Origin of the sequence: Stenotrophomonas sp. PAMC25021 (genome assembly GCF_004795795.1) — a bacterium.
GTDB classification, from domain to species: domain Bacteria; phylum Pseudomonadota; class Gammaproteobacteria; order Xanthomonadales; family Xanthomonadaceae; genus Stenotrophomonas; species Stenotrophomonas muris.
Window position 1 is genome coordinate 1,415,251 of record NZ_CP039255.1, and the last position, 19,426, is coordinate 1,434,676.

Consider the following 19,426-nt stretch of genomic DNA (forward strand, 5'->3'; position numbering starts at 1 on the left):
CTCGGCTCTACAGAAAAAGACCAGCGACGATCAGCGCTTGGCCGACAGCTTCTCCAGCGCGGCACGCAGCTGCGCCGGCGGCAGGTAGCCGCCCAGCTGGGTGCCATCCGGCGCGAAGATCGCCGGCGTTCCATTCACGCCCAGCTGCTGGCCCAGCGCGTACTGCATCGCCACCGGGTTGGTGCAGTTCCTGGCCGGCACGCTGCCACCGCGCTTGGCGTTGGTCAGCGCCTGGCGACGATCCGCTGCACACCAGACCGAGATCATGTCGGTGTAGTCCTTGCTGCCCAGGCCCATGCGCGGAAACGCCAGGTACTCGACGGTGATGCCGTTGCGGTTGAGTTCGGCGATGTCCTGGTGCAGCTTGCGGCAGTAACCACACTCGATGTCGGTGAACACGCTGATGGTGTACTTGGCGTTCGGCGCGGCAAACACGATGCGATCGCCGTGGTTGGCCTTGGCCAGCAGGCCGCGGCGGTAACCAAGCAGGCCCTCGCTGTTGGCCGGGCCCTTGGCGCGGGTGTCGTAAGGCTGCGACTGGAACAGGTAGCGCCCGTCATCGGACACGTACAGCAGCTGGCCGGAAACGACGACCTCGCGGAAGCCGGGGAACGGCGCGGCACCGATGTAATCGACCTGGAAACCCGGATTGAGCGCGGTCAACGCGGCACGTACCGCCTGGTCGGCCGGCGCGTTGGCGGCCGGGCTGGCCTTGGCCGCAGTGGCAACAGGCGCCTTGGCGGCCGGCGGAGCCGGCTGGGCGCAGGCGGTCAGGCTGAGCGCACCGAACACGGCGGCGATGGCAAATCGGAGCATGGAGCGATCCGCAACAGAAGAAGACTCCGGATTCTGACACAGCCGCCGGTACCGGGCCGCGCCGCCCGGCACGGCCCCGGGCAGCGATTCAGCCCGGCGCTCAGCCGCGCGGATGGTGGCGGGCGTGCAGCTTCTGCAGATGCTCGCGCGCTACCAGGGTGTAGATCTGGGTGGTCGACAAGGAACTGTGGCCGAGCAGCATCTGCAGCGCGCGCAGGTCGGCACCGCGGTTGAGCAGATGGGTGGCGAAGCTGTGGCGCAGGCCATGCGGGCTGATCCGCGCCGGGTCGATGCCGGCCACCTGCGCGTGGCGCTTGACCAGGTGCCAGAACGCCTGCCGGGTCAGCGCATGCAACGTCGGCTCGATGAACAACGGGGTCTGACCATCCGCCAGGGCATGCACCTTGCCCTTGCCGACCAGCAGCGGGCGCGACTGCTGCAGGTAACGCTCCAGCCAGTGCTGCGATTCCTCGCCCAGCGGCACCAGCCGCTCCTTGCTGCCCTTGCCGGTGACCCGCAACACGCCCTGGCGCAGGTTGACCGCCGTGGCCGGCAGCAGCACCAGCTCGCTCACGCGCAGGCCGGCGGCATACATCAGTTCCAGCATGGCGCGGTCGCGCAGGCCCAGCGGGCTGTCGATGTCCGGTGCCGCCAGCAGCGCATCGATCTGGCTCTCGGCCAGCGCCTTGGGCAACAGCCGCGGCAGCTTCGGGGGGTCGAGCAGCGCACTGGGGTCTTCGCTGCGTTCGCCACGGCGCACGCCATCGGCGAAGAACGCCCGCAGCGCCGACAGCAGGCGCGCGTTGCTGCGCGGCGACCAGCCGTGGCGGGTGCGCCAGGCCAGGTAGTCGAACAGCCCGGGACGTTCGATGCCGGCCAGGCCACCGTCGCGTCCATCCATCCAGCGCGCCAGCCCTTCCAGGTCGCGCCGGTAGCTGTCCAGGGTGGCGCGGGCCAGGCCGTTCTCGGCCCAGATCGCATCGAGGAAGCGCTGGATGCGCACACTGTCGTCGGCGCGCAGCTCGGGCAGTTGCTGGACCAGCTGGCGGCGTTCGGCGGGGGTGGAAACAAGGGCCATGCATGCAGGATACGAGGGCCACTGCGGGCACGGCCAGCTTTGCGTATGCTCGGCGCATGTCCCGCCCTGCCACCGACACGGCCCCTGCAGCCGCTACCGAAACGCTCCGTCCGCGCGCGCTGCTGCCCTGGCGCATGCTGGCGATGGTCTACGACGCGCTGCCGGTGCTGGCGCTGTGGATGCTGGCCGGCACGCTGTTCACCCTCGCCTACACCTTCAGCGGCCACGCGCAGCGCGAGAACATCGCACCGTTCAGTATCTGGCAGTGGCTGCTGTGGGCGGTGTGCTGGGCGATCACGGGGTGGTATGCCACGGCCAGCTGGCGCCGTGGCGGGCAGACACTGGGCATGCGGCCGTGGCGGCTGAAACTGCAGTCGCGCGATGGCACGCCGTTGCGGCGCGGCCAGCTGTGGCTGCGCTTCGCGGTGGGGACGCTGTCGCTGCTGCTGGGCGGCCTGGGATTCTGGTGGGCCTGGGTCGACCGCCAACGCCTGACCTGGCACGACCGCGCCAGCGGCACCCGCCTGGTGCGCATGCCCAAGCGGTGATGCACGATCTGTAGAGCCGAGCCCATGCTCGGCTGGCAGGCGGTGCGCAAAAAGCAGCCGAGCATGGGCTCGGCTCTACAGAATCCAGCACGCTGGGCCGGGATGCTGGTGGTCGTGGCACGGATGCCGAAGCGGTGGATTGCCCCGGTAGCGCCGGGCATGGCCCCGCGCTACCAGAATCAGCCCGACTTGCGCCGGAACAACAGTCCGGACACGGCCAGCATGACGATCGGCGGCAGCGCATAGGCAATGCGGTAATCGAACTTCAGCGCACCGGCCATGCGGCCGAAGAACAGCTGCAGCAGCCAGAAGCCCAGTGCAAACAGGATGCCCAGGAACAGGCGCTTGCCCATGCCGCCGCTACGCAGCGACCCGAACGCGAACGGCACCGCGGCCAGGCACAGCGCCAGCACGTTCACCGGGTAGAACCAGCGGCTCCAGTAAACATCCTCGAAATCGCGCGCATCCAGCCCGTTGCGCTGGCGATAGGCAATGCTGGTACTCAGCTCGGCCACGCTGAGGTTTCGCGGCTTGGCGATGCCGGTGGCCAGCGCCGCCGGATCCAGCTTCGAGTTCCACGGCTCACGCGCCACTTCCTGGCGGGTGGCCGAGCGCTCGCCGAAGGTGTCGCGACGCACCCCGGTCAGCACCCAACCGTCCTTGTCGTGCTCGGCGGTGGCGGCATGGGTCAACGAGGCGATATTGCCGTCTTCGGCGATCCGGTACAGGCGCACGTCACGCAGGATCAGCCGCGTGCCCTTGTCGCCCACCAGCTGTTCCTCGCCGCTCTGGGCGTTGAGGAAGGTGTCGCCTTCGCGTGCCCATAGGCCGGAGTAGCGGGTGGTGGAGATGTCCCGCCCCCACTTGGCACTGGCCTTCAATGCATCGGCACGGTCCTGTCCCCACGGGCCCAGCGTCTCGGCGCTGAGCACCATCACTGCGGTCAGCAGCGACAGCGCGATCGCCACCGACACGCTCAGGCGCTTGCGCGACAGGCCCAGCGCACGCAGTGCGGTCAGCTCCGAGGTCGCGGCCAGCTGGCCCAGGCCCATCAGCGCGCCGATCACCGCGGCGGTCGGGAACATCGTGTAGGCGCGGCGCGGCACCGTGTACAGCACCCAGGCGGCGGCATGGCCCAGGGTGTAGCCGTTCTTGCCGATGTCCTTGAACTCGCCGGAGAACGCCATCACCACGTCCAGGCCGACCAGCACCGCCCAGGTCAGCAGCACCGTGGTGAACACCGACTGGCCCAGGTACAGATCGAAACGCATCGGGCGCAGCCTCATGCGCGGGCTCCCTTCGAGCGGCCCAGGCGGCCATCACGTGCATACATCCAGATCGCCAGCGCCAGCAGCGGCACGGTCAACCACCACAGGCCGAGCGCGGCCGGAATCTTGCCGTTGGCGATCCAGCCACTGCCGATGAACATCAGGTTGGTGCCCACCATGTAGGCCATCAGGGCCAGCATCATGCGGCCGTAGCGCTGCTGGCGCGGCGAGCTGCGGCCCAGCGGCACGGTCAGCAGGGCGAAGGCCAGCGCGATCAGCGGCGGTGCCAGGCGGCGGTGCAGCTGCGCCTGCGCCTGGGGGCGCTCATCGCCGATCAGCTGCAGGGTCGGCATCAGTTCCGGGTCGTCCTCGGTGCGGGTCTGTGCACCGTCGGGCAGGGCCACGTCGTTGCGGGCAAAGGTCGCCAGCCGGTAATCCAGCGCGCCGGCCACCGGGCCTTCCACCTGGTGGCCATCATCCAGCTCCAGGAAGCGCTGGCGGGTGCCCTCGAAGAACATGCGGCCACCATTGGCGGACACCACTTCCAGGCGGTCATCCTTCTGGCGCTGCAGGAACACCTTGCCCAGCTGGGTGCCATCGGGCGAGATCGAGGACAGGTACACCACGCCGCCATTGGGCAGCGGGGTGAAGCGGCCCGGCTCCAGGCCGGCCATCAGCACGCTGCGGTTGGCCTCGATGATCATCTGCTCGGCCATCCGGCCGGCCCACGGGCCCAGCCACAGCGAGCAGGCGCCGACCAGCAGCACCACCGGCACCACCAGCATCAGCAGTGGCCGCAGCAGCCGCTTGGGCCCCACGCCAATGGCGGTGATGACCGCCATCTCCGAGTCGCGGTAGAGCCGGGCCACGGCCAGCAGCAGGCCCAGCATCAGCGCCAGCGGCAGGATCAGCGGCAGGTAGGCGATGAACTGCAGGCCCAGCTGGGAGAACAGCAGCTTGGCCGGCAGGCGTCCGTCGGCGATGTTGCCGAGGATGTCCACCAGCACGCCGCCCACGCTGACCACCAGCAGGACGATCAGGGTAGCCAGGAAACTCTGGACGAAATCGCCCAGCAGGTATCGGTCGAGCTTCAGCATGGGGCGGTGGTTTAAACTCTGGGGTTCGTTCGCGGTGCCGCCCAGTCTACTGTCTGGGCGTAAACGGCCTGCGATTGTACGGACTCGCCAATGGAATCTGCTCAATGGCCCTCGAATTCACCCTGAACCACGTTGCTCCGGCCGCCGCCACCGTTGATTGCCTGGTGGTCGGCGCGTATGCCGACCATACCCTGACCCCGGCCGCGCAGGCCCTGGACGCCGCCAGCGGTGGCCGCCTGGCCGCCCTGGCCCAGCGTGGCGACCTGTCCGGCAAGACCGGCGCGACCACCCTGCTGCACGACCTGCCGGGCGTGACCGCGCCGCGCGTGCTGGTGGTCGGCCTCGGCGACGCCGCCCGCTTCGGCGTGCCGCAGTACCTGAAGGCCGTGGGCGACGCGGTGCGCGCGCTGAAGGCCGGCGCCGTCCGCAGCGCGCTGTTCACCCTGTCCGAAGTGGCCATCAAGGACCGCGACGCGGCCTGGGCGATCCGCCAGGCAGTGATCGCCGCCGATCACGCCGCCTACCGCTACACCGCCACCCTGGGCAAGAAGAAGGCCGACGATGCCGGCCTGGCCCAGCTGGCCGTGGCCGGTGACGACGCCCAGGCCCTGGCCCAGGGCCAGGCCATCGCCGCCGGTGTCGAGTTCGCCCGCGAGCTGGGCAATCTGCCGCCGAACTATTGCACCCCGGCCTATCTGGCCGACGTGGGCGTGAAGTTCGCCGGCGAGCACGAGGGTGCCGAAGCCGAGATCCTCGACGAGCACCAGATGGAAGCGCTGGGCATGGGCTCGCTGCTGGCCGTGGCCCGCGGTTCGGCCAACCGCCCGCGCCTGGTCGTGCTGAAGTGGAACAATGGCGGCGACGCCAAGCCCTACGTGCTGGTCGGCAAGGGCATCACCTTCGATACCGGTGGCGTCAACCTGAAGACCCAGGGCGGCATCGAAGAGATGAAGTACGACATGTGCGGCGGCGCCAACGTCATCGGCACCTTCGTCGCGGCGGTCAAGGCCAAGCTGCCGCTGAACCTGGTGGTGGTGGTGCCGGCGGTGGAAAACGCCATCGACGGCAACGCCTACCGTCCTTCCGACGTGATCACCTCGATGTCGGGCAAGACCATCGAAGTCGGCAACACCGACGCCGAAGGCCGCCTGATCCTGTGCGACGCGCTGACCTACGCACAGCGCTTCGAGCCGGCCGCGCTGGTCGACGTCGCCACCCTGACCGGTGCCTGCATGGTCGCCCTGGGCCACCAGACCGCCGGCCTGATGAGCAAGCACGACGACCTGGCCAACGAGCTGCTGGCCGCCGGCGAGCACGTGTTCGACCGCGCCTGGCGCCTGCCGCTGTGGGACGAGTACCAGCCGATGCTGGATTCGACCTTCGCCGACGTCTACAACATCGGCGGCCGCTGGGCCGGCGCGATCACCGCCGGCTGCTTCCTGTCGCGCTTCACCGAAGGCCAGCGCTGGGCCCACCTGGACATCGCAGGCGTCGCCAGCGATGAAGGCAAGCGTGGCATGGCCACCGGCCGCCCGGTCGGCCTGCTGAGCCAGTGGCTGCTGGACCAGGTCGCCCGCGCCTGATGCCGTACCCGACCCTGGCCGGCAGACGCCGGCCGGGGCCTCGCCCGGCACTGCCGGGCCCTTGCCTGACCCGGACCCTGCCATGCCCCGCGCCGACTTCTACCTGATCGCCAAGCCCCGCTTCCTGACCGAGCCGTTGCGCCTGGTCTGCGAACTGGCGCGCAAGGCCAACGACGCCGGGCTGTTCACCCTGGTGCTGGCCCGTGACCAGGCCCAGGCCGAGGAACTGGACGAGCTGCTGTGGGCGTTCGACAACGATGCCTACATCCCGCACCAGATTGCCGGCGAAGACATGGACGAGGAAGAGGCCCTGGTGCTGATCGCCGCACCCGGCACCGACGCGCCGGCACGCCCGCTGGTGATCAACCTGCGCGATGAGCCCTGGCTGGGCCAGTGCGAGCGTGTGCTGGAAGTGGTGCCGGCCGATCCGGAAGCGCGCGAACCGCTGCGCGAGCGCTGGCGCCAGTACAAGGCCGCCGGTTACGACCTCAACAAGCACGACATGTGAGCCCGGCGAGGACCCCTTGATGCGCCTGCTGATCGCCCTGATTCTTCCCTGGCTGTCCTTCTTCACCATCGGCCGGCCGCTGGCCGGGATCGTCTGCCTGATCCTGCAGATCACCCTGATCGGCTGGCTGCCCGCCGCCATCTGGGCCGCCTACGCGGTCAGCCAGTACCACACCGACCAGAAGATCCGCCGCGCCCTCGGGTCGCGCTGATCTCCCTTCCGCCTTGATTACCGGTTCCCCCGCATGACCCAACTCGCCTCCAGCTACGACCCGACGTCCTTCGAGACCGACCTCTACGAGGCCTGGGAGAAGGCCGGCCACTTCAAGCCGTCCGGCACGGGCGAGCCGTACACCATCCTGCTGCCACCGCCGAACGTGACCGGCACCCTGCACATGGGCCATGCCTTCCAGCAGACCCTGATGGATGCGCTGGTGCGCTACCACCGCATGCGCGGCTACGACACGCTGTGGCAGGTCGGTACCGACCATGCCGGCATCGCCACCGAAATGGTGGTCAGCCGCAACCTGGCGCTGGAAGGCAAGGGCGAGACCCGCGATTCGCTGGGCCGCGAAGGCTTCATCGGCAAGGTCTGGGAGTGGAAGCAGCAGTCCGGCGACACCATCGAACGCCAGATGCGCCGCCTCGGCACCTCCGCCGACTGGTCGCGCAGCACTTTCACCATGGACCCGCAGCCATCGGCGGCGGTCAACGAGGCCTTCGTGCGCTGGTACGAGCAGGGCCTGATCTACCGCGGCCAGCGCCTGGTCAACTGGGACCCGGTGCTGAAGACCGCCATTTCCGACCTGGAAGTGGAGAGCGCCGAGGAGGACGGCTTCCTGTGGTCGATCGCCTACACGCTGGATGACGGCCTGAGCTACGAACACGTCGAGCGCGATGCCGACGGCGTGGAAACCCTGCGCGAAACCCGCGACTACCTGGTCGTTGCCACCACCCGCCCGGAAACCCTGCTGGGCGATACCGCGGTGATGGTGCACCCGGAAGACGAGCGTTACGCGCACCTGATCGGCAGGAACGTAGTGCTGCCGCTGACCGGGCGCCGCGTGCCGGTGATCGCCGACGACTACGTGGACCGCGCGTTCGGCACCGGCGTGGTCAAGGTCACCCCTGCACATGATTTCAACGACTATGAAGTGGGCGTGCGCCACAGCCTGCCGATGATCAACCTGTTCACCCCGGTGGCGGCGCTGAACGAGAACGCGCCGGAACGCTTCCGGGGCCTGGACCGCTATGAAGCACGCAAGGCCGTGCTGGCCGAGCTGGAAGACTTGGGCATCCTGGTCGAGACCAAGGCGCACAAGCTGCAGGTGCCGCGTGGCGACCGAACCGGCCAGGTGATCGAGCCGTACCTGACCGACCAGTGGTTCGTGAAGATGGACGACCTGGCCAAGCGTGGCCTGGAACTGGTCGAGGACGGAAGCATTGCCTTCGTGCCGCCGAACTGGATCAACACCTACCGCCACTGGATGAACAACATCCAGGACTGGTGCATCAGCCGCCAGCTGTGGTGGGGCCACCGCATCCCGGCGTGGTTCGATGCCGCCACCGGCAGCTGCTACGTCGGTCGCAGCGAAGAGGAAGTGCGGGCCAAGCACAACCTGGGCAGCGAGGTGGTGCTGAACCAGGAAAGCGACGTGCTGGAGACCTGGTTCTCCTCGCAGCTGTGGCCGTTCTCCACCCTGGGCTGGCCGAACGAACAGGCCATGGCCGAGCGCGGCTTCGATCGTTACCTGCCGTCGTCGGTGCTGATCACCGGCTTCGACATCATCTTCTTCTGGGTGGCGCGCATGATCATGGCCACCGACAACCTGGTCGGGAAGATCCCGTTCAAGGACGTGTACTTCACCGGCCTGATCCGCGACGGCCAGGGCCAGAAGATGTCCAAGAGCAAGGGCAACGTGCTCGACCCGCTGGACATCATCGACGGCATCACCATCGACGACCTGGTCGCCAAGCGCACCGGCGGCCTGATGCAGCCGAAGATGGTGGAGAAGATCGAGAAGGCCACCCGCAAGGAATTCCCGGACGGCATTGCTGCCCACGGTGCCGATGCGCTGCGCTTCACCATCGCCGCGCTGGCTACCCACGGCCGCGACATCAAGTTCGACATGAACCGCGCCGAGGGCTACAAGAACTTCTGCAACAAGCTGTGGAACGCCAGCCGCTTCGCGCTGATGAACACCGAAGGTGCGGCGTTCACCGGCGTGCCGACCCCGCGCACCGATGCCGAGCGCTGGATCCTTTCGCGCCTGGCCGCCACCACCGCCGAAGCGCAGGGCCATTTCGCCGCGTACCGCTTCGACCTGCTGGCGCAGTGCCTGTACGAGTTCGCCTGGAACGCGTTCTGCGACTGGTTCCTGGAGCTGAGCAAGCCGGCACTGAACGGTGCCGACGCGGCTGATGCCGAAAGCACCCGCCACACCCTGCTGTACGTGCTGGAAGCGCTGCTGCGCCTGCTGCACCCGCTCACCCCGTTCATCACCGAACAGCTGTGGCAGCAGCTGGCCCCGCGCCTGGGCCTGGCCGAAACCACGCTGTCGCTGCGCCCTTACCCGACCGCCGCCGAATTCGCCGGTGATTTCGCCCAGGCCGAGGCCGACGTGGAATGGCTGAAGGCGGTGATCAGTGCGGTGCGTCGCGTGCGCAGCGAATTGAACGTCGCGCCGTCCAGGCAGGTGCCGCTGCGCCTGCAGGCCGGCCTGGAGCAGGACCGCGTGCGCATCGAACGCTTCAGCGCCTCGCTGTCGTTCCTGCTGAAGCTGGACAGCATCCAGTGGCTGGCCGAGGGCGAAAGCGCACCGCCGGCGGCCGCCGCGATCGTGGGTGAGCTGAAGCTGCTGGTGCCGCTGGAAGGCCTGGTCGATCTCGATGCCGAGCGCGCGCGCCTGGACAAGGAGATCAAGCGCGTGGAAGGCGAGCAGGAAAAGAGCGAAACCAAGCTGGCCAGGTTCACCGACAAGGTGCCACCGGCGGTGGTCGACCAGGAGCGCGTGCGCCTGGTCGACTGGAACACCCAGCTGGCCGGCCTGCGCGAGCAGCGCGCGAAGCTGTAACGCCGCTCTGGTGCGTGCCAACCAAGGTTGGCACCTACCACGGCAGGGGAGGATTGGCACCTGCCACGGCGGGAGAGGTTGGCACCTACCACGGCGGGAGAGGTTGGCACCCACCGAAGCGGAACCGGAAACGCCGGGCGATGCCCGGCGTTTCCATTTGCCCCGCATGGCATCATCGTCGGATGCCGCTTTCCATTTTCCTGCTCGTCCTCGCTGCCGCGGCGCTGCATGCCAGCTGGAATGCGATCGTCAAGCGCGGCCCGGACAAGTTCCTCGGTACCGTGCTGGTGACCGGCAGTGCCGCGTTGCTGTCGGCCGCCGCCCTGCCCTTCCTGCCCTTCCCGGCCGCGCACAGCTGGCCCTGGCTGGCTGCGTCGGTGCTGCTGCAGGTGACCTACTACGGGCTGGTCGCGCGTTGTTACCAGCAGGTCGACATGAGCCTGGCCTACCCGCTGATGCGTGGCAGCGCGCCGATCCTGGTCGCACTGGCCGGCACCCTGCTCGGTGAGCCATTGCCCGCCGCAGCGTGGCTGGGCGTGGTGCTGGTGAGCACCGGCATCCTGTGCATGGCACTGGGTGCGCGTGGCGGCCAGCTGCGCCTGCCGCTGCTGACCGCAGCGATGATCGCCACCTACACGCTGGTCGATGCGCAGGGTGCGCGCCAGTCCGGCAGCGCGCTCAGCTACACGTTGTGGTTGTTCCTGCTGTCGGGCATCCCGCTGCCGCTGTGGGCGTTGTATACGCGCGGCGGCGCGGTACTGGACTATGCGCGGCAGCATTGGCCGCTGGGACTGGCCGGTGGCGTCGGCACCACCGCCTCCTATGCGATGGCGTTGTGGGCCATGACCCAGGCGCCGGTGGCAATGATCTCGGCGCTGCGCGAATCCTCGATCCTGTTCGCACTGCTGATCTCGGTGTTCCTGCTGCGCGAGCGGGTGCCGCGCACGCGCTGGCTGGGAGCGTCGCTCATCGTGGGCGGCGTGCTGGCGTTGCGGCTGGCGTGAGCGACGCATCGGTAGTGCCGGCCGCTGGCCGGCAACCCGTCTGCGTTACAGCGGCGGCATTTCCTGCAGATCGCCGTCGACCAGCTCGATCGCCATCACGACCGCATCCTCGCGGCCCTGTGCAGCCGGGTAGTAGCGCGGGCGGCGGCCGATCTCGTTGAATCCTTCGCTGTGATACAGCGCCAGCGCCGGCGTATTGGACGGACGCACTTCCAGGAAGACGCGCTGTGCGCCACGGTCGGCGGCCAGCTGCACCAGCGCGCGCAGCAGCTGGCGGCCCAGCCCGCGCGACTGTGCCAGCGGATCGATGCAGATGTTCAGCACGTGCGCTTCATCGGCGGCGATGCTGAGCACGCCATAGCCGACCAGCAGGCCATCGCGCTCCATCGCCAGGCCGGGATAGCCGGCACGCAGGCAGTCGATGAAGATGCCGCGGGTCCAGGGAAAAGGGTAGCCGCGCAGTTCGATCGCCATTACCGCATTGAGGTCGCTCTCGCGCAACGCACGCAGGCTGACCGGGCCGGGCCGGGTGACCGCGCTCATGGCGTGCCCCGCTTGCGCAGGGCACGCAGCTGCGGCCACAGCGCACGCTTGGCGGCCGGGTCGTGGCGCAGCTGGTCCAGCGGCCAGCTGTCCATCAACCGCTGCGTAGCCGGGTCGTTCGGGTTGCAGCCGGACGCACGCAGCAGCGCGATCTGCAGGCGATCCGGCAGGCGGACCACCGGCTGGCGCGCGTTGCCGCTGGGCATCGGGCGCTCAGCCGCCGGCACGGTATCCGGGGCACTGACCGGCGTTTCGCGGCGCGGCGGTGCCGGCCGTTCCGGGCGGGCTACGGGCGCCACCCCGGCATGCTGTTCGCGCGACGGCACGGGGGCCCGCACCGGTTCCGGCGGGGCGACGCTGGCCTCGGCTTCGGCCACGCTCAACTGCAGCGCGGCATCCAGCTCGGCAGCCAGCTGGCCATCGTGATAGACGGTGTAGCCCATGGCCTGCAGCCAGGCCTGCTGGGCCGGTGACCACAGCACGGGCAGGTCCTGGCTCACGCGGCCTCGGGCTTCTTGCGCAGGCGCTGCACGGCCCACATCACCGGGCCGGACAGGGCGTACAGGATGCCGACCGCGAACAGCACGCGCGGCAGGTCGATGACCGCAATCGCGATCGCCACCGGCACCAGTGCCAGCACCAGGAACGGCACGCGGTCCGAACGGGTGCCCTTGGCAGCGCCACCCTTGAAGCTCCAGAAGCGGATGCGGCTGACCATCAGCAGCGCAGCGATGATCGTCACCGCCAGCGCCACGTACCGCAGCTGGTTGCCATCCCAGCCCAGGTTGCCATCGGCGAACGCCCAGACGAAGGACATCATCAGGCCCGCTGCGGCCGGGCTGGCCAGGCCGACGAACCAGCGCTTGTCGACCACCGCTACCTGGGTATTGAAGCGGGCCAGGCGCAGCGCCGCGCAGGCCGCATACAGGAAGGCCACGGCCCAGCCGACGCGGCCGAGCAGCGGATCGTCGAACTTCAGCCACGACAGCGACCAGTGGTACATCACCAGCGCCGGAGCCATGCCGAAGCTGACCAGGTCGGCCAGCGAGTCGTACTGCACGCCGAATTCGCTGCTGGTACCGGTCAGGCGCGCCACGCGCCCGTCCAGTCCATCCATCACCGCCGCCACGAACACGGCGATGCTGGCATTGACGAAATCCCCGTTGGCCGCGGCGATGATCGCGTAGAAACCGGCGAACAGGCCGGCGGTGGTGAACAGGTTGGGCAGCAGGTAAATCGTGCGCGAGCGCGGCGGCGGTGTGATCGGGTCCATGGAATCCAGTTTAATCGACTTGCCAGCGGTCGGCGCCAATGCTGCAATCGGCGTTCTGCGCCCATTCCGTGGAGTCTGCCATGCGTGCCCTGTCCTGCCTTGGATGCCTGCTGCTGTTGGCCAGTGCCAACGCCGTGGCCGGCCCCGTCTACAAATGGAAGGACGCCCATGGCGTAACCCAGTATTCGGAGACCCCGCCGGCGGGCAAGAAGTTCGAGACCCGCGAGCAGGCCCGCACCCCGCAGGCCGCAGCCAGCACCGAGACCCCGGCCGCGCCGGTCCCCGGGCAGTGCAGCACGGCCCGGGCCAACCTGGCCCTGCTGGACGGTGGTGGCCAGGTGATGCAGGACACCGATGGTGATGGCAAGGCCGATACCCCGTTGACCCCGGAGCAGCACACCGCGCAGAGGGGATTGGCGCAGGCCGCCATCAAGGCGTACTGCCCACCGGCCGGTTAAGGGTATCGGCAGGGCTGCGCCCTGCACCTGCAGAGGCAACAGCAAGGGCAACAGCCGGCTCTGGGCTATCTGTGGGTTGGGCGGGGCGGTGTCGGTGGTAGATCCACGCCATGCGTGGATGAAATCTGTCAGATCTCGAATTGAATTCGGGGTCAGATCCGTTTTCCTGCGGAAAACGGATCTGACCCCAGGAGCCATTCCGACAGCTCGCAGGAAACTGTCGAAGGCGGGGTGGGTCCGGCGGCAGGGGTGTGAGCGGCATGGATGCCGCGACCAAGCCCCCATGGATGGGTTTACGGCGTCCCCTGTAACCGGACCCACCCCGCCATCTCCCAGGAAACCCGTTTTTGCTGTTGCTGTTGCCGGCCAGCGGCCGGCACTACCCGCAGGTGCAGGGCGCAGCCCTGCCGATACCCCTCCCCCCGGCCGGGCTGGCAGAATAGAGGTCTCTGCCGTTATCCGAAGCCGACGATGCGCCTCTCCCAGTTCCACCTGCACACCACCAAGGAAACCCCCAGCGACGCCGAGCTGACCAGCCATCGGCTGATGCTGCGCGCGGGCATGATCCGCAAGCTGGCATCGGGCCTGTATACCTGGTCGCCGCTGGGCCTGCGCGTGCTGCGCAAGGTCGAGCGCATCGTGCGTGAGGAAATGGACCGGGCCGGTGCCGTGGAATTCCAGATCCCGACCATCCAGCCGAAGGAACTGTGGGAGCAGACCGGCCGCTGGCAGAAGTTCGGCCCGCAGCTGCTGAAGATCAAGGACCGCAAGGACCAGGTGTTCTGCTACAGCCCGACCGCCGAAGAAGCCGCCTGCGACTTCGCGCGCAGCGAGCTGTCCAGCTACAAGCAGCTGCCGGTGAACTTCTACCAGGTGCAGACCAAGTTCCGCGACGAGATCCGCCCGCGCTTCGGCGTGATGCGCTCGCGCGAGTTCCTGATGAAGGACGCCTATTCGTTCCACCTGCACGATGAGTGCCTGGTGCGCGAATACGAGAACATGAAGTCGGCCTACAGCCGCATCTTCACCCGCCTCGGCCTGGATTTCCGCATGGTGCAGGCGGACTCCGGTGCCATCGGCGGTGATGCGTCGCAGGAATTCCACGTCATCGCCGATTCCGGCGAGGACGCGCTGGTGTTCTCCACCGGCTCGGACTACGCAGCCAACATGGAAGCGGCGATTGCCGCCGACCCGGCGCCGCGTGCGGCCGCCACCGAAACGATGCGCAAGGTGGATACCCCCACCCAGAAGACCTGCGAGGACGTCGCGGCGCTGCTCGGCATCGACCTGCAGCGCACGGTGAAGTCGGTGGCGCTGATCGCCGGCGAAGGCAAGGCACAGCAGTTCGTGCTGGCGCTGGTGCGTGGCGACCATGAGGTCAACGAGATCAAGCTGGCCAAGGTCGCCGGCCTGGACGAGCATCGCTTCGCCAGCGAGGCGGAAATCGCCGAGCATCTGGGCAGCGTGCCGGGCTTCCTTGGCCCGGTCGCCCCGGCCAAGGCCATCCGCGTGGTCGCCGATCGCGAAGTGGCGGCGATGGCCGATTTCGTCGTCGGCGCCAACGAAGCCGGTTTCCACCTGGCCGGCGTCAACTGGGGCCGCGACCTGCCGGAACCGGAAGTGGCCGACATCCGCAACGTGCGGGCCGGCGACCGTGCCGTGGACGGCGGTGAACTGAAGATCGCACGTGGCATCGAAGTCGGCCATGTGTTCCAGCTCGGCCGCAAGTACGCCGAAGCGCTGGATGCCACCGTGCTGGACGAGAACGGCAAGGCCGCAGTGATGGCGATGGGGTGCTACGGCATCGGCATCTCGCGTGTGGTGGCTGCCGCGATCGAACAGAACCATGACGATGCCGGCATCATCTGGCCGGACGCGATGGCGCCGTGGCAGGTGGTGGTGTGCGTGATCAACCCGAAGGGCGATGCGGCCGTGGCCGACGCCGCTGCCAACCTGCTGCAGGAGCTGCGCGAGGCGGGCCTGGACGCTGCACTCGACGACCGCGGCCTGCGCCCGGGTGCGATGTTCGCCGACATGGAGCTGATCGGTATTCCGCATCGCGTGGTGGTCAGCGAACGCGGCCTGGCCGCTGGCACCTACGAGTACCGCTCGCGCCGCGCCAGCGACGCGGAGAACCTGGACAAGGCCTCCCTGCTGCAGCGTCTGCAGGGCTGATCAGGAAAAGACCGGGGCCTGCCCCGGTCTTTTTTTTGCCCGCGCCCTTCCCCGATATTGCAGCGGACATAATCCGGTCAAAATCACCGCGACGGCGTCTGCATGCCGCCACGCCATGACCCGCCTGCATTTGTGCTGTGATTAATTCATCTCTATTCTGTCCGCCGACGCCATGGACTGGCTTGTCCCGTCCACACATTAGTTTCCGGAGTAACCGTAAATGAGCATTGACCTGACCGGCCTGTCAGCACGCGAGCTGGGCGCCCTGATCCGTACCGCCAAGAAGCAGCAGACCATCGTCGCCAAGCGCCGGCCGATCACCAAGGTCCGGGCCCAGCTGACCAAGCTGGCCAAGACCGAGGGTTACACCATCGAAGAACTGTTCGGCAGCGCCCCGGCCACGCGTGCCCGCAAGGCCGCCCCGGCCGCCAAGGCCCCGTCGAAGACCGCCGGCCGCAAGCTGGGCAAGGTTGCACCGAAGTACCGCAACCCGGCCAATCCGAAGGAAACCTGGACCGGCCGTGGCAAGCAGCCGCGCTGGATGGCTGAACTGACCGCCAAGGGCAACAAGAAGCCGGAAGATTTCCTGATCAAGAAGGCCTGAGGCCGGGATCAGGTTGGAATGAAAGACGCCGGCGGACGCCGGCGTTTTTCATTCTCCGGTGTGTGGACCGGGGTCCACACCCACCGACATCATCACAGGGTCTTGCGAGCGGGCATCAGCAGGTTGCCGAACAGCAGGCCGGCGACCAGCGCCATCACCACGTTGAGCACGGTGAGGAACACGCTCTGGCCGGCGCCGACATCCTGTTGCTGGACCAGGGTCAGCACGCCGCGCAGGCTGGTGCTGCCGGGCACCATCATGATGATGCCGGGCAGGCGGATGATCGCGCCCGGACGCCCGACCAGGCGACCGAACAGATTGCCGCCCGCGGTCAGCAGCATCGCCGACAGGAAGATGCCGGCCGGCGCGCCCCAGGCATGGCCGCCGAACTTGGAGATCGCATAACCGGCCACCGAGGCGGCGATCACCCACGGGTAATCGCGCCGGTTGGCCTTGAACAGCATCGCGAACGCAAAGGCCGCGGTCAGCAGCGAACCCCACTCCACCCACGGCCCCTGCGGCCGCGCGGCGCGGATCACCGGATCCAGCCCGAGCACGTCGGCCAGGGTCACCGCGATCATCGCGCCGACGCTGAGCTTCATGATGGTGGTCAGCGCGCCGGCAAAGCGCGCGGTGCCCGACACCCAGTGCTGGCTGGCCAGCTCATTGACCGCATTGGTCAGCGACATGCCGGGCAGCAGCACCACCAGCGAGGCGATGATCACCGTATTGAGGTTGAGCGCGCCAATGAAGGACGCCACCAGGGTGGCGACCATGCCGGCCAGCAGCGCCGCCAGCGCCTCGGCCGCTTCGCGGGTGGCCGGGCGGCGGTCGGTGACCATGCCGAGCAGGCCGATCATCAGGCCGATGACACCGGCGGTGGCGATGTCCAGCCACGGCAGCTTCCACATGCCGGCCACGCCGGCCGCGCCGAGGGTGAATGACAGGATGGTGCGCAGCTTGCCGCGCCGGCCCGGATCCTTGTCCAGCTGGCGCAGCGCGGTATGGCCCTGGGCGATGCTCATCCGCCCGTTGGACACTTCTTCGGCGATATGGTCGGCGACGCTGAGCTTGTGCAGGTCGTTCTCACCGGGCGCCAGGCGGATCACGCGGGTGATGTCGCTGGAGCCGATCGCCTGCGCCGGATCGCTGAAGCTGAGGATGATACCGGTGGGATTCGACCACGGTTCACAATCCAGATCGAGCTGGCGGGCCAGTGCCACCACCGCCGTTTCCAGGCGCTGGGCCGTGGTGCCATAGCTGTGCAGGCGTCCGGCGATCTCGGAAACAAAGGCCACGCGCTGTGCGTAGGTGGCCTGGGGCGTGGGGATCGTGTGAGCGTCTGCGGACATGCGCCGTAGTATTACCTACGCTGGGGCCCACCGGAGAAATTCATCCGAGTTCGACGCGAAGCCCGATACAGAACGGTTATGCTGCGACCCGAATGGCCCACGTCACCCCGAACCTCGCCCCCCAGCTCGAACAGGATGCCCATGACCCGGGCCTGATCCACCTGTCCGGCACCTGGACCTTGAAGACCGCGCTGGCCGCGGCCGAGGTCCTGCACGGCGTTCCCGAGAAGCTGACCGGCATCGATGCCACCGGCATCGAGCAGCTGGATTCGGCCGGCGTGCTGCAGGTGCTGCGCGTGGCCCACCGTGCCGATCTGCACGAAGACGCACTGCAGTTCCGCGCGGACCACCAGGCGCTGGTGTGCACCATCGAGGAAGTGGCCGACGACCGCCCCAAGCCCAAGCGGGATTTCGGCGTGCTGGCCGCGCTGGAACGGCTGGGTGTCAGCGTCCACGCCACTGGCCACAACATCAAGGCGCTGTGCAGTTTCCTCGGCGAGAACCTGGTCAAGGCGGCCCGGCTGGTCAAGGAACCCCGCCGCTTCCGGCTGACCGCCACCGTGCACCAGATGGAGCAGGTGGGGCTGGATGCGGTACCGCTGGTGGCGCTGCTGTCCTACCTGGTGGGTGCGGTGATCGCATTCCTCGGCTCGACCATCCTGCGCGACTTCGGCGCCGAGATCTACGTGGTCGAGCTGGTCAACATCGCCTTCCTGCGCGAGTTCGCGGTACTGCTGACCGCGATCGTGCTGGCCGGCCGCACCGCCAGTGCGTTCACCGCGCAGATTGGTGCGATGAAGGCACGCGAGGAGATCGATGCAATGCGCACGCTGGGCCTGGACCCGGTCGACCTGCTGGTGCTGCCGCGACTGCTGGCGCTGCTGGTCACCCTGCCCTTGCTGACCTTCATCGCGATGATCGCGGGCCTGGCCGGCGGCATCACCGTCGGCGCGTTCGACCTCGACATCCCGCCGCAGATGTACATCGCGCGCATGCACGAGACGATGGAAGTGCGGCACCTGCTGGTCGGCCTGTCCAAGGCACCCGTGTTCGCGCTGGTGATCGGCCTGATCGGCTGCCTGGAAGGACTGAAGGTCGAGGGCACCGCGCAGTCGGTCGGCGAGCGCACCACCTCCAGCGTGGTGCAGACGATCTCGCTGGTGATCATCATCGACGCCTTCGCGGCGTTGTGGTTCATGCACATGGACTGGTGACATGAGCACATCCGCCCTCCCCGACTCCATCGACATGCGCGACGACCAGGGCCACGAACTGGCCATCCGCGTGCGTGGCCTGGTCAACCGCTTCGGCAGCCAGACCGTGCACGAAGACCTGGACCTGGATGTGCGCCGCGGCGAAATCCTGGGCGTGGTCGGCGGCTCCGGTACCGGCAAATCGGTGCTGATGCGCTCGATCCTGGGCCTGCGCGTGCCCGATGCCGGGCAGATCGAAGTACTCGGCCGCGACGCGCGGGCCGACGACGCCGAGAGCCGCCTGCACATCGAGCGCAACACCGGCGTGTTGTTCCAGGACGGCGCCCTGTTCTCCTCGCTGACCGTGGGCGAGAACGTGCAGGTGCCGCTGAAGGAACACCACCGCGAGCTGCCCGAGCGCTGGCACTACGAACTGGCGCTGCTGAAAGTGAAGCTGGCCGGCCTGCCCGCCGATGCGATCAACAAGCTGCCCTCGCAGCTGTCCGGCGGCATGCGCAAGCGCGCCGGCCTGGCCCGGGCACTGGCGCTGGATCCGCCATTGCTGTTCCTGGACGAACCCACCGCCGGCCTCGACCCGATCGGCGCGGCCGCGTTCGACCGCCTGATCAAGACCCTGCAGGAAGCGCTGGGGCTGACCGTGTTCCTGATCACCCACGACCTGGACACGCTGTACGCGATCTGCGACCGGGTCGCGGTGATCGCCGACCGCAAGGTGGTGGCCAACGCACCCTTGCCTGACATCGAGAAACTGGATCATCCGTGGATCCAGGAATACTTCCACGGACCCCGCGCGCGCGCCGCGCGTGGCGAACAGATCGAGAGTGCCTGAGCC

Annotated in this window: 19 protein-coding genes; 11 read left to right on the forward strand and 8 right to left on the reverse strand. The window is 68.1% G+C overall.

Annotated elements, in window-relative coordinates; all coding sequences use genetic code 11:
- Nucleotides 1-30 precede the first annotated feature (30 nt).
- Both E5790_RS06765 and xerD read right to left on the reverse strand, forming a co-directional pair.
- Nucleotides 31-816 (reverse strand): thioredoxin fold domain-containing protein, encoded by a 786-nt coding sequence (locus tag E5790_RS06765; RefSeq protein ID WP_111206581.1) that lies wholly within the window; start codon nucleotides 814-816, stop codon nucleotides 31-33.
- A 100-nt stretch (nucleotides 817-916) separates the two neighbouring features.
- A complete protein-coding gene (gene xerD / locus E5790_RS06770; RefSeq protein ID WP_046428433.1) occupies nucleotides 917-1,894 on the reverse strand; it encodes a site-specific tyrosine recombinase XerD in 978 nt (325 codons plus the stop codon).
- Between the two features lie 56 nt (nucleotides 1,895-1,950).
- On the opposite strand from xerD, the gene E5790_RS06775 reads away from it, so the two are divergent.
- A complete protein-coding gene (locus E5790_RS06775) occupies nucleotides 1,951-2,442 on the forward strand; it encodes an RDD family protein (protein ID WP_111206585.1) in 492 nt (163 codons plus the stop codon).
- 179 nt (nucleotides 2,443-2,621) lie between these two features.
- On the opposite strand, the gene lptG is transcribed toward E5790_RS06775, so the two are convergent.
- Together lptG and lptF are read right to left on the reverse strand one after the other, a co-directional pair.
- Entirely contained in the window at nucleotides 2,622-3,728 is a 1,107-nt protein-coding gene (gene lptG, locus E5790_RS06780; RefSeq protein ID WP_032962258.1) for an LPS export ABC transporter permease LptG, read from the reverse strand.
- Complete coding sequence (gene lptF, locus E5790_RS06785; RefSeq protein WP_032962260.1) at nucleotides 3,725-4,807, reverse strand: LPS export ABC transporter permease LptF; 1,083 nt, start codon at nucleotides 4,805-4,807, stop codon at nucleotides 3,725-3,727. The genes lptG and lptF overlap by 4 nt, the downstream gene beginning before the upstream one ends.
- Nucleotides 4,808-4,911: 104 nt before the next feature.
- Between lptF and E5790_RS06790 the strand changes: the two genes are divergently transcribed.
- The 5 genes from E5790_RS06790 to E5790_RS06810 all read left to right on the forward strand — a co-directional run bounded on the left by E5790_RS06790 (nucleotide 4,912) and on the right by E5790_RS06810 (nucleotide 10,975).
- Complete coding sequence (locus E5790_RS06790; protein ID WP_075076732.1) at nucleotides 4,912-6,390, forward strand: leucyl aminopeptidase; 1,479 nt, start codon at nucleotides 4,912-4,914, stop codon at nucleotides 6,388-6,390.
- Between the two features lie 82 nt (nucleotides 6,391-6,472).
- Entirely contained in the window at nucleotides 6,473-6,898 is a 426-nt protein-coding gene (locus E5790_RS06795; protein WP_111206579.1) for a DNA polymerase III subunit chi, read from the forward strand.
- A gap of 19 nt (nucleotides 6,899-6,917) precedes the next feature.
- Nucleotides 6,918-7,109 (forward strand): YqaE/Pmp3 family membrane protein, encoded by a 192-nt coding sequence (locus tag E5790_RS06800; RefSeq protein ID WP_014035920.1) that lies wholly within the window; start codon nucleotides 6,918-6,920, stop codon nucleotides 7,107-7,109.
- A gap of 33 nt (nucleotides 7,110-7,142) precedes the next feature.
- Complete coding sequence (locus E5790_RS06805) at nucleotides 7,143-9,971, forward strand: valine--tRNA ligase (protein ID WP_046428421.1); 2,829 nt, start codon at nucleotides 7,143-7,145, stop codon at nucleotides 9,969-9,971.
- Between the two features lie 182 nt (nucleotides 9,972-10,153).
- Entirely contained in the window at nucleotides 10,154-10,975 is an 822-nt protein-coding gene (locus E5790_RS06810; RefSeq protein ID WP_049442156.1) for an EamA family transporter, read from the forward strand.
- 45 nt (nucleotides 10,976-11,020) lie between these two features.
- Here the strand turns inward: E5790_RS06810 and rimI are convergent, their stop codons facing one another.
- From rimI to pssA, 3 genes are read right to left on the reverse strand one after another with little or no spacing between them, the layout of a single operon-like run.
- A complete protein-coding gene (gene rimI / locus E5790_RS06815) occupies nucleotides 11,021-11,518 on the reverse strand; it encodes a ribosomal protein S18-alanine N-acetyltransferase (protein ID WP_014645873.1) in 498 nt (165 codons plus the stop codon).
- On the reverse strand, nucleotides 11,515-12,018 hold the full coding sequence (locus E5790_RS06820) for a hypothetical protein (protein ID WP_111206577.1): 504 nt from the start codon (nucleotides 12,016-12,018) through the stop codon (nucleotides 11,515-11,517). Before E5790_RS06820 ends, rimI begins: the two co-directional genes overlap by 4 nt.
- Nucleotides 12,015-12,791 (reverse strand): CDP-diacylglycerol--serine O-phosphatidyltransferase, encoded by a 777-nt coding sequence (gene pssA / locus E5790_RS06825; protein ID WP_005415206.1) that lies wholly within the window; start codon nucleotides 12,789-12,791, stop codon nucleotides 12,015-12,017. The genes E5790_RS06820 and pssA overlap by 4 nt, the downstream gene beginning before the upstream one ends.
- Nucleotides 12,792-12,871: 80 nt before the next feature.
- Here pssA and E5790_RS06830 point away from each other — a divergent pair, with 80 nt between their 5' ends.
- The 3 genes from E5790_RS06830 to E5790_RS06840 all read left to right on the forward strand — a co-directional run bounded on the left by E5790_RS06830 (nucleotide 12,872) and on the right by E5790_RS06840 (nucleotide 16,028).
- Nucleotides 12,872-13,249 carry a DUF4124 domain-containing protein gene (locus tag E5790_RS06830; protein ID WP_014645871.1) on the forward strand — a complete coding sequence of 126 codons (378 nt, stop codon included), beginning with the start codon at nucleotides 12,872-12,874 and terminating at the stop codon, nucleotides 13,247-13,249.
- A 471-nt stretch (nucleotides 13,250-13,720) separates the two neighbouring features.
- Nucleotides 13,721-15,424 (forward strand): proline--tRNA ligase, encoded by a 1,704-nt coding sequence (locus tag E5790_RS06835; protein ID WP_136191713.1) that lies wholly within the window; start codon nucleotides 13,721-13,723, stop codon nucleotides 15,422-15,424.
- Between the two features lie 220 nt (nucleotides 15,425-15,644).
- Nucleotides 15,645-16,028, forward strand: a complete 384-nt coding sequence (locus E5790_RS06840; RefSeq protein WP_010480700.1) for an H-NS histone family protein — start codon at nucleotides 15,645-15,647, stop codon at nucleotides 16,026-16,028.
- Nucleotides 16,029-16,120: 92 nt separating this feature from the next.
- Here E5790_RS06840 and E5790_RS06845 read toward each other — a convergent pair whose 3' ends face one another.
- Nucleotides 16,121-17,380 (reverse strand): threonine/serine exporter family protein, encoded by a 1,260-nt coding sequence (locus tag E5790_RS06845; RefSeq protein ID WP_046428410.1) that lies wholly within the window; start codon nucleotides 17,378-17,380, stop codon nucleotides 16,121-16,123.
- 92 nt (nucleotides 17,381-17,472) lie between these two features.
- On the opposite strand from E5790_RS06845, the gene E5790_RS06850 reads away from it, so the two are divergent.
- Together E5790_RS06850 and E5790_RS06855 are read left to right on the forward strand one after the other, a co-directional pair.
- Complete coding sequence (locus tag E5790_RS06850) at nucleotides 17,473-18,594, forward strand: ABC transporter permease (protein ID WP_111205539.1); 1,122 nt, start codon at nucleotides 17,473-17,475, stop codon at nucleotides 18,592-18,594.
- A gap of 1 nt (nucleotide 18,595) precedes the next feature.
- Nucleotides 18,596-19,423 carry an ABC transporter ATP-binding protein gene (locus E5790_RS06855; protein WP_014645866.1) on the forward strand — a complete coding sequence of 276 codons (828 nt, stop codon included), beginning with the start codon at nucleotides 18,596-18,598 and terminating at the stop codon, nucleotides 19,421-19,423.
- Nucleotides 19,424-19,426 lie beyond the last annotated feature (3 nt).

What these genes read in the sequence shown, in the direction of transcription:
- E5790_RS06765 (WP_111206581.1), bottom strand. Translation starts at nt 816, where the DNA reads ATGCTCCGATTTGCCATCGCCGCCGTGTTCGGTGCGCTCAGCCTGACC.
- xerD (WP_046428433.1), bottom strand. Translation starts at nt 1,894, where the DNA reads ATGGCCCTTGTTTCCACCCCCGCCGAACGCCGCCAGCTGGTCCAGCAA.
- E5790_RS06775 (WP_111206585.1), top strand. Translation starts at nt 1,951, where the DNA reads ATGTCCCGCCCTGCCACCGACACGGCCCCTGCAGCCGCTACCGAAACG.
- lptG (WP_032962258.1), bottom strand. Translation starts at nt 3,728, where the DNA reads ATGAGGCTGCGCCCGATGCGTTTCGATCTGTACCTGGGCCAGTCGGTG.
- lptF (WP_032962260.1), bottom strand. Translation starts at nt 4,807, where the DNA reads ATGCTGAAGCTCGACCGATACCTGCTGGGCGATTTCGTCCAGAGTTTC.
- E5790_RS06790 (WP_075076732.1), top strand. Translation starts at nt 4,912, where the DNA reads ATGGCCCTCGAATTCACCCTGAACCACGTTGCTCCGGCCGCCGCCACC.
- E5790_RS06795 (WP_111206579.1), top strand. Translation starts at nt 6,473, where the DNA reads ATGCCCCGCGCCGACTTCTACCTGATCGCCAAGCCCCGCTTCCTGACC.
- E5790_RS06800 (WP_014035920.1), top strand. Translation starts at nt 6,918, where the DNA reads ATGCGCCTGCTGATCGCCCTGATTCTTCCCTGGCTGTCCTTCTTCACC.
- E5790_RS06805 (WP_046428421.1), top strand. Translation starts at nt 7,143, where the DNA reads ATGACCCAACTCGCCTCCAGCTACGACCCGACGTCCTTCGAGACCGAC.
- E5790_RS06810 (WP_049442156.1), top strand. Translation starts at nt 10,154, where the DNA reads ATGCCGCTTTCCATTTTCCTGCTCGTCCTCGCTGCCGCGGCGCTGCAT.
- rimI (WP_014645873.1), bottom strand. Translation starts at nt 11,518, where the DNA reads ATGAGCGCGGTCACCCGGCCCGGCCCGGTCAGCCTGCGTGCGTTGCGC.
- pssA (WP_005415206.1), bottom strand. Translation starts at nt 12,791, where the DNA reads ATGGACCCGATCACACCGCCGCCGCGCTCGCGCACGATTTACCTGCTG.
- E5790_RS06830 (WP_014645871.1), top strand. Translation starts at nt 12,872, where the DNA reads ATGCGTGCCCTGTCCTGCCTTGGATGCCTGCTGCTGTTGGCCAGTGCC.
- E5790_RS06835 (WP_136191713.1), top strand. Translation starts at nt 13,721, where the DNA reads ATGCGCCTCTCCCAGTTCCACCTGCACACCACCAAGGAAACCCCCAGC.
- E5790_RS06840 (WP_010480700.1), top strand. Translation starts at nt 15,645, where the DNA reads ATGAGCATTGACCTGACCGGCCTGTCAGCACGCGAGCTGGGCGCCCTG.
- E5790_RS06845 (WP_046428410.1), bottom strand. Translation starts at nt 17,380, where the DNA reads ATGTCCGCAGACGCTCACACGATCCCCACGCCCCAGGCCACCTACGCA.
- E5790_RS06850 (WP_111205539.1), top strand. Translation starts at nt 17,473, where the DNA reads ATGGCCCACGTCACCCCGAACCTCGCCCCCCAGCTCGAACAGGATGCC.
- E5790_RS06855 (WP_014645866.1), top strand. Translation starts at nt 18,596, where the DNA reads ATGAGCACATCCGCCCTCCCCGACTCCATCGACATGCGCGACGACCAG.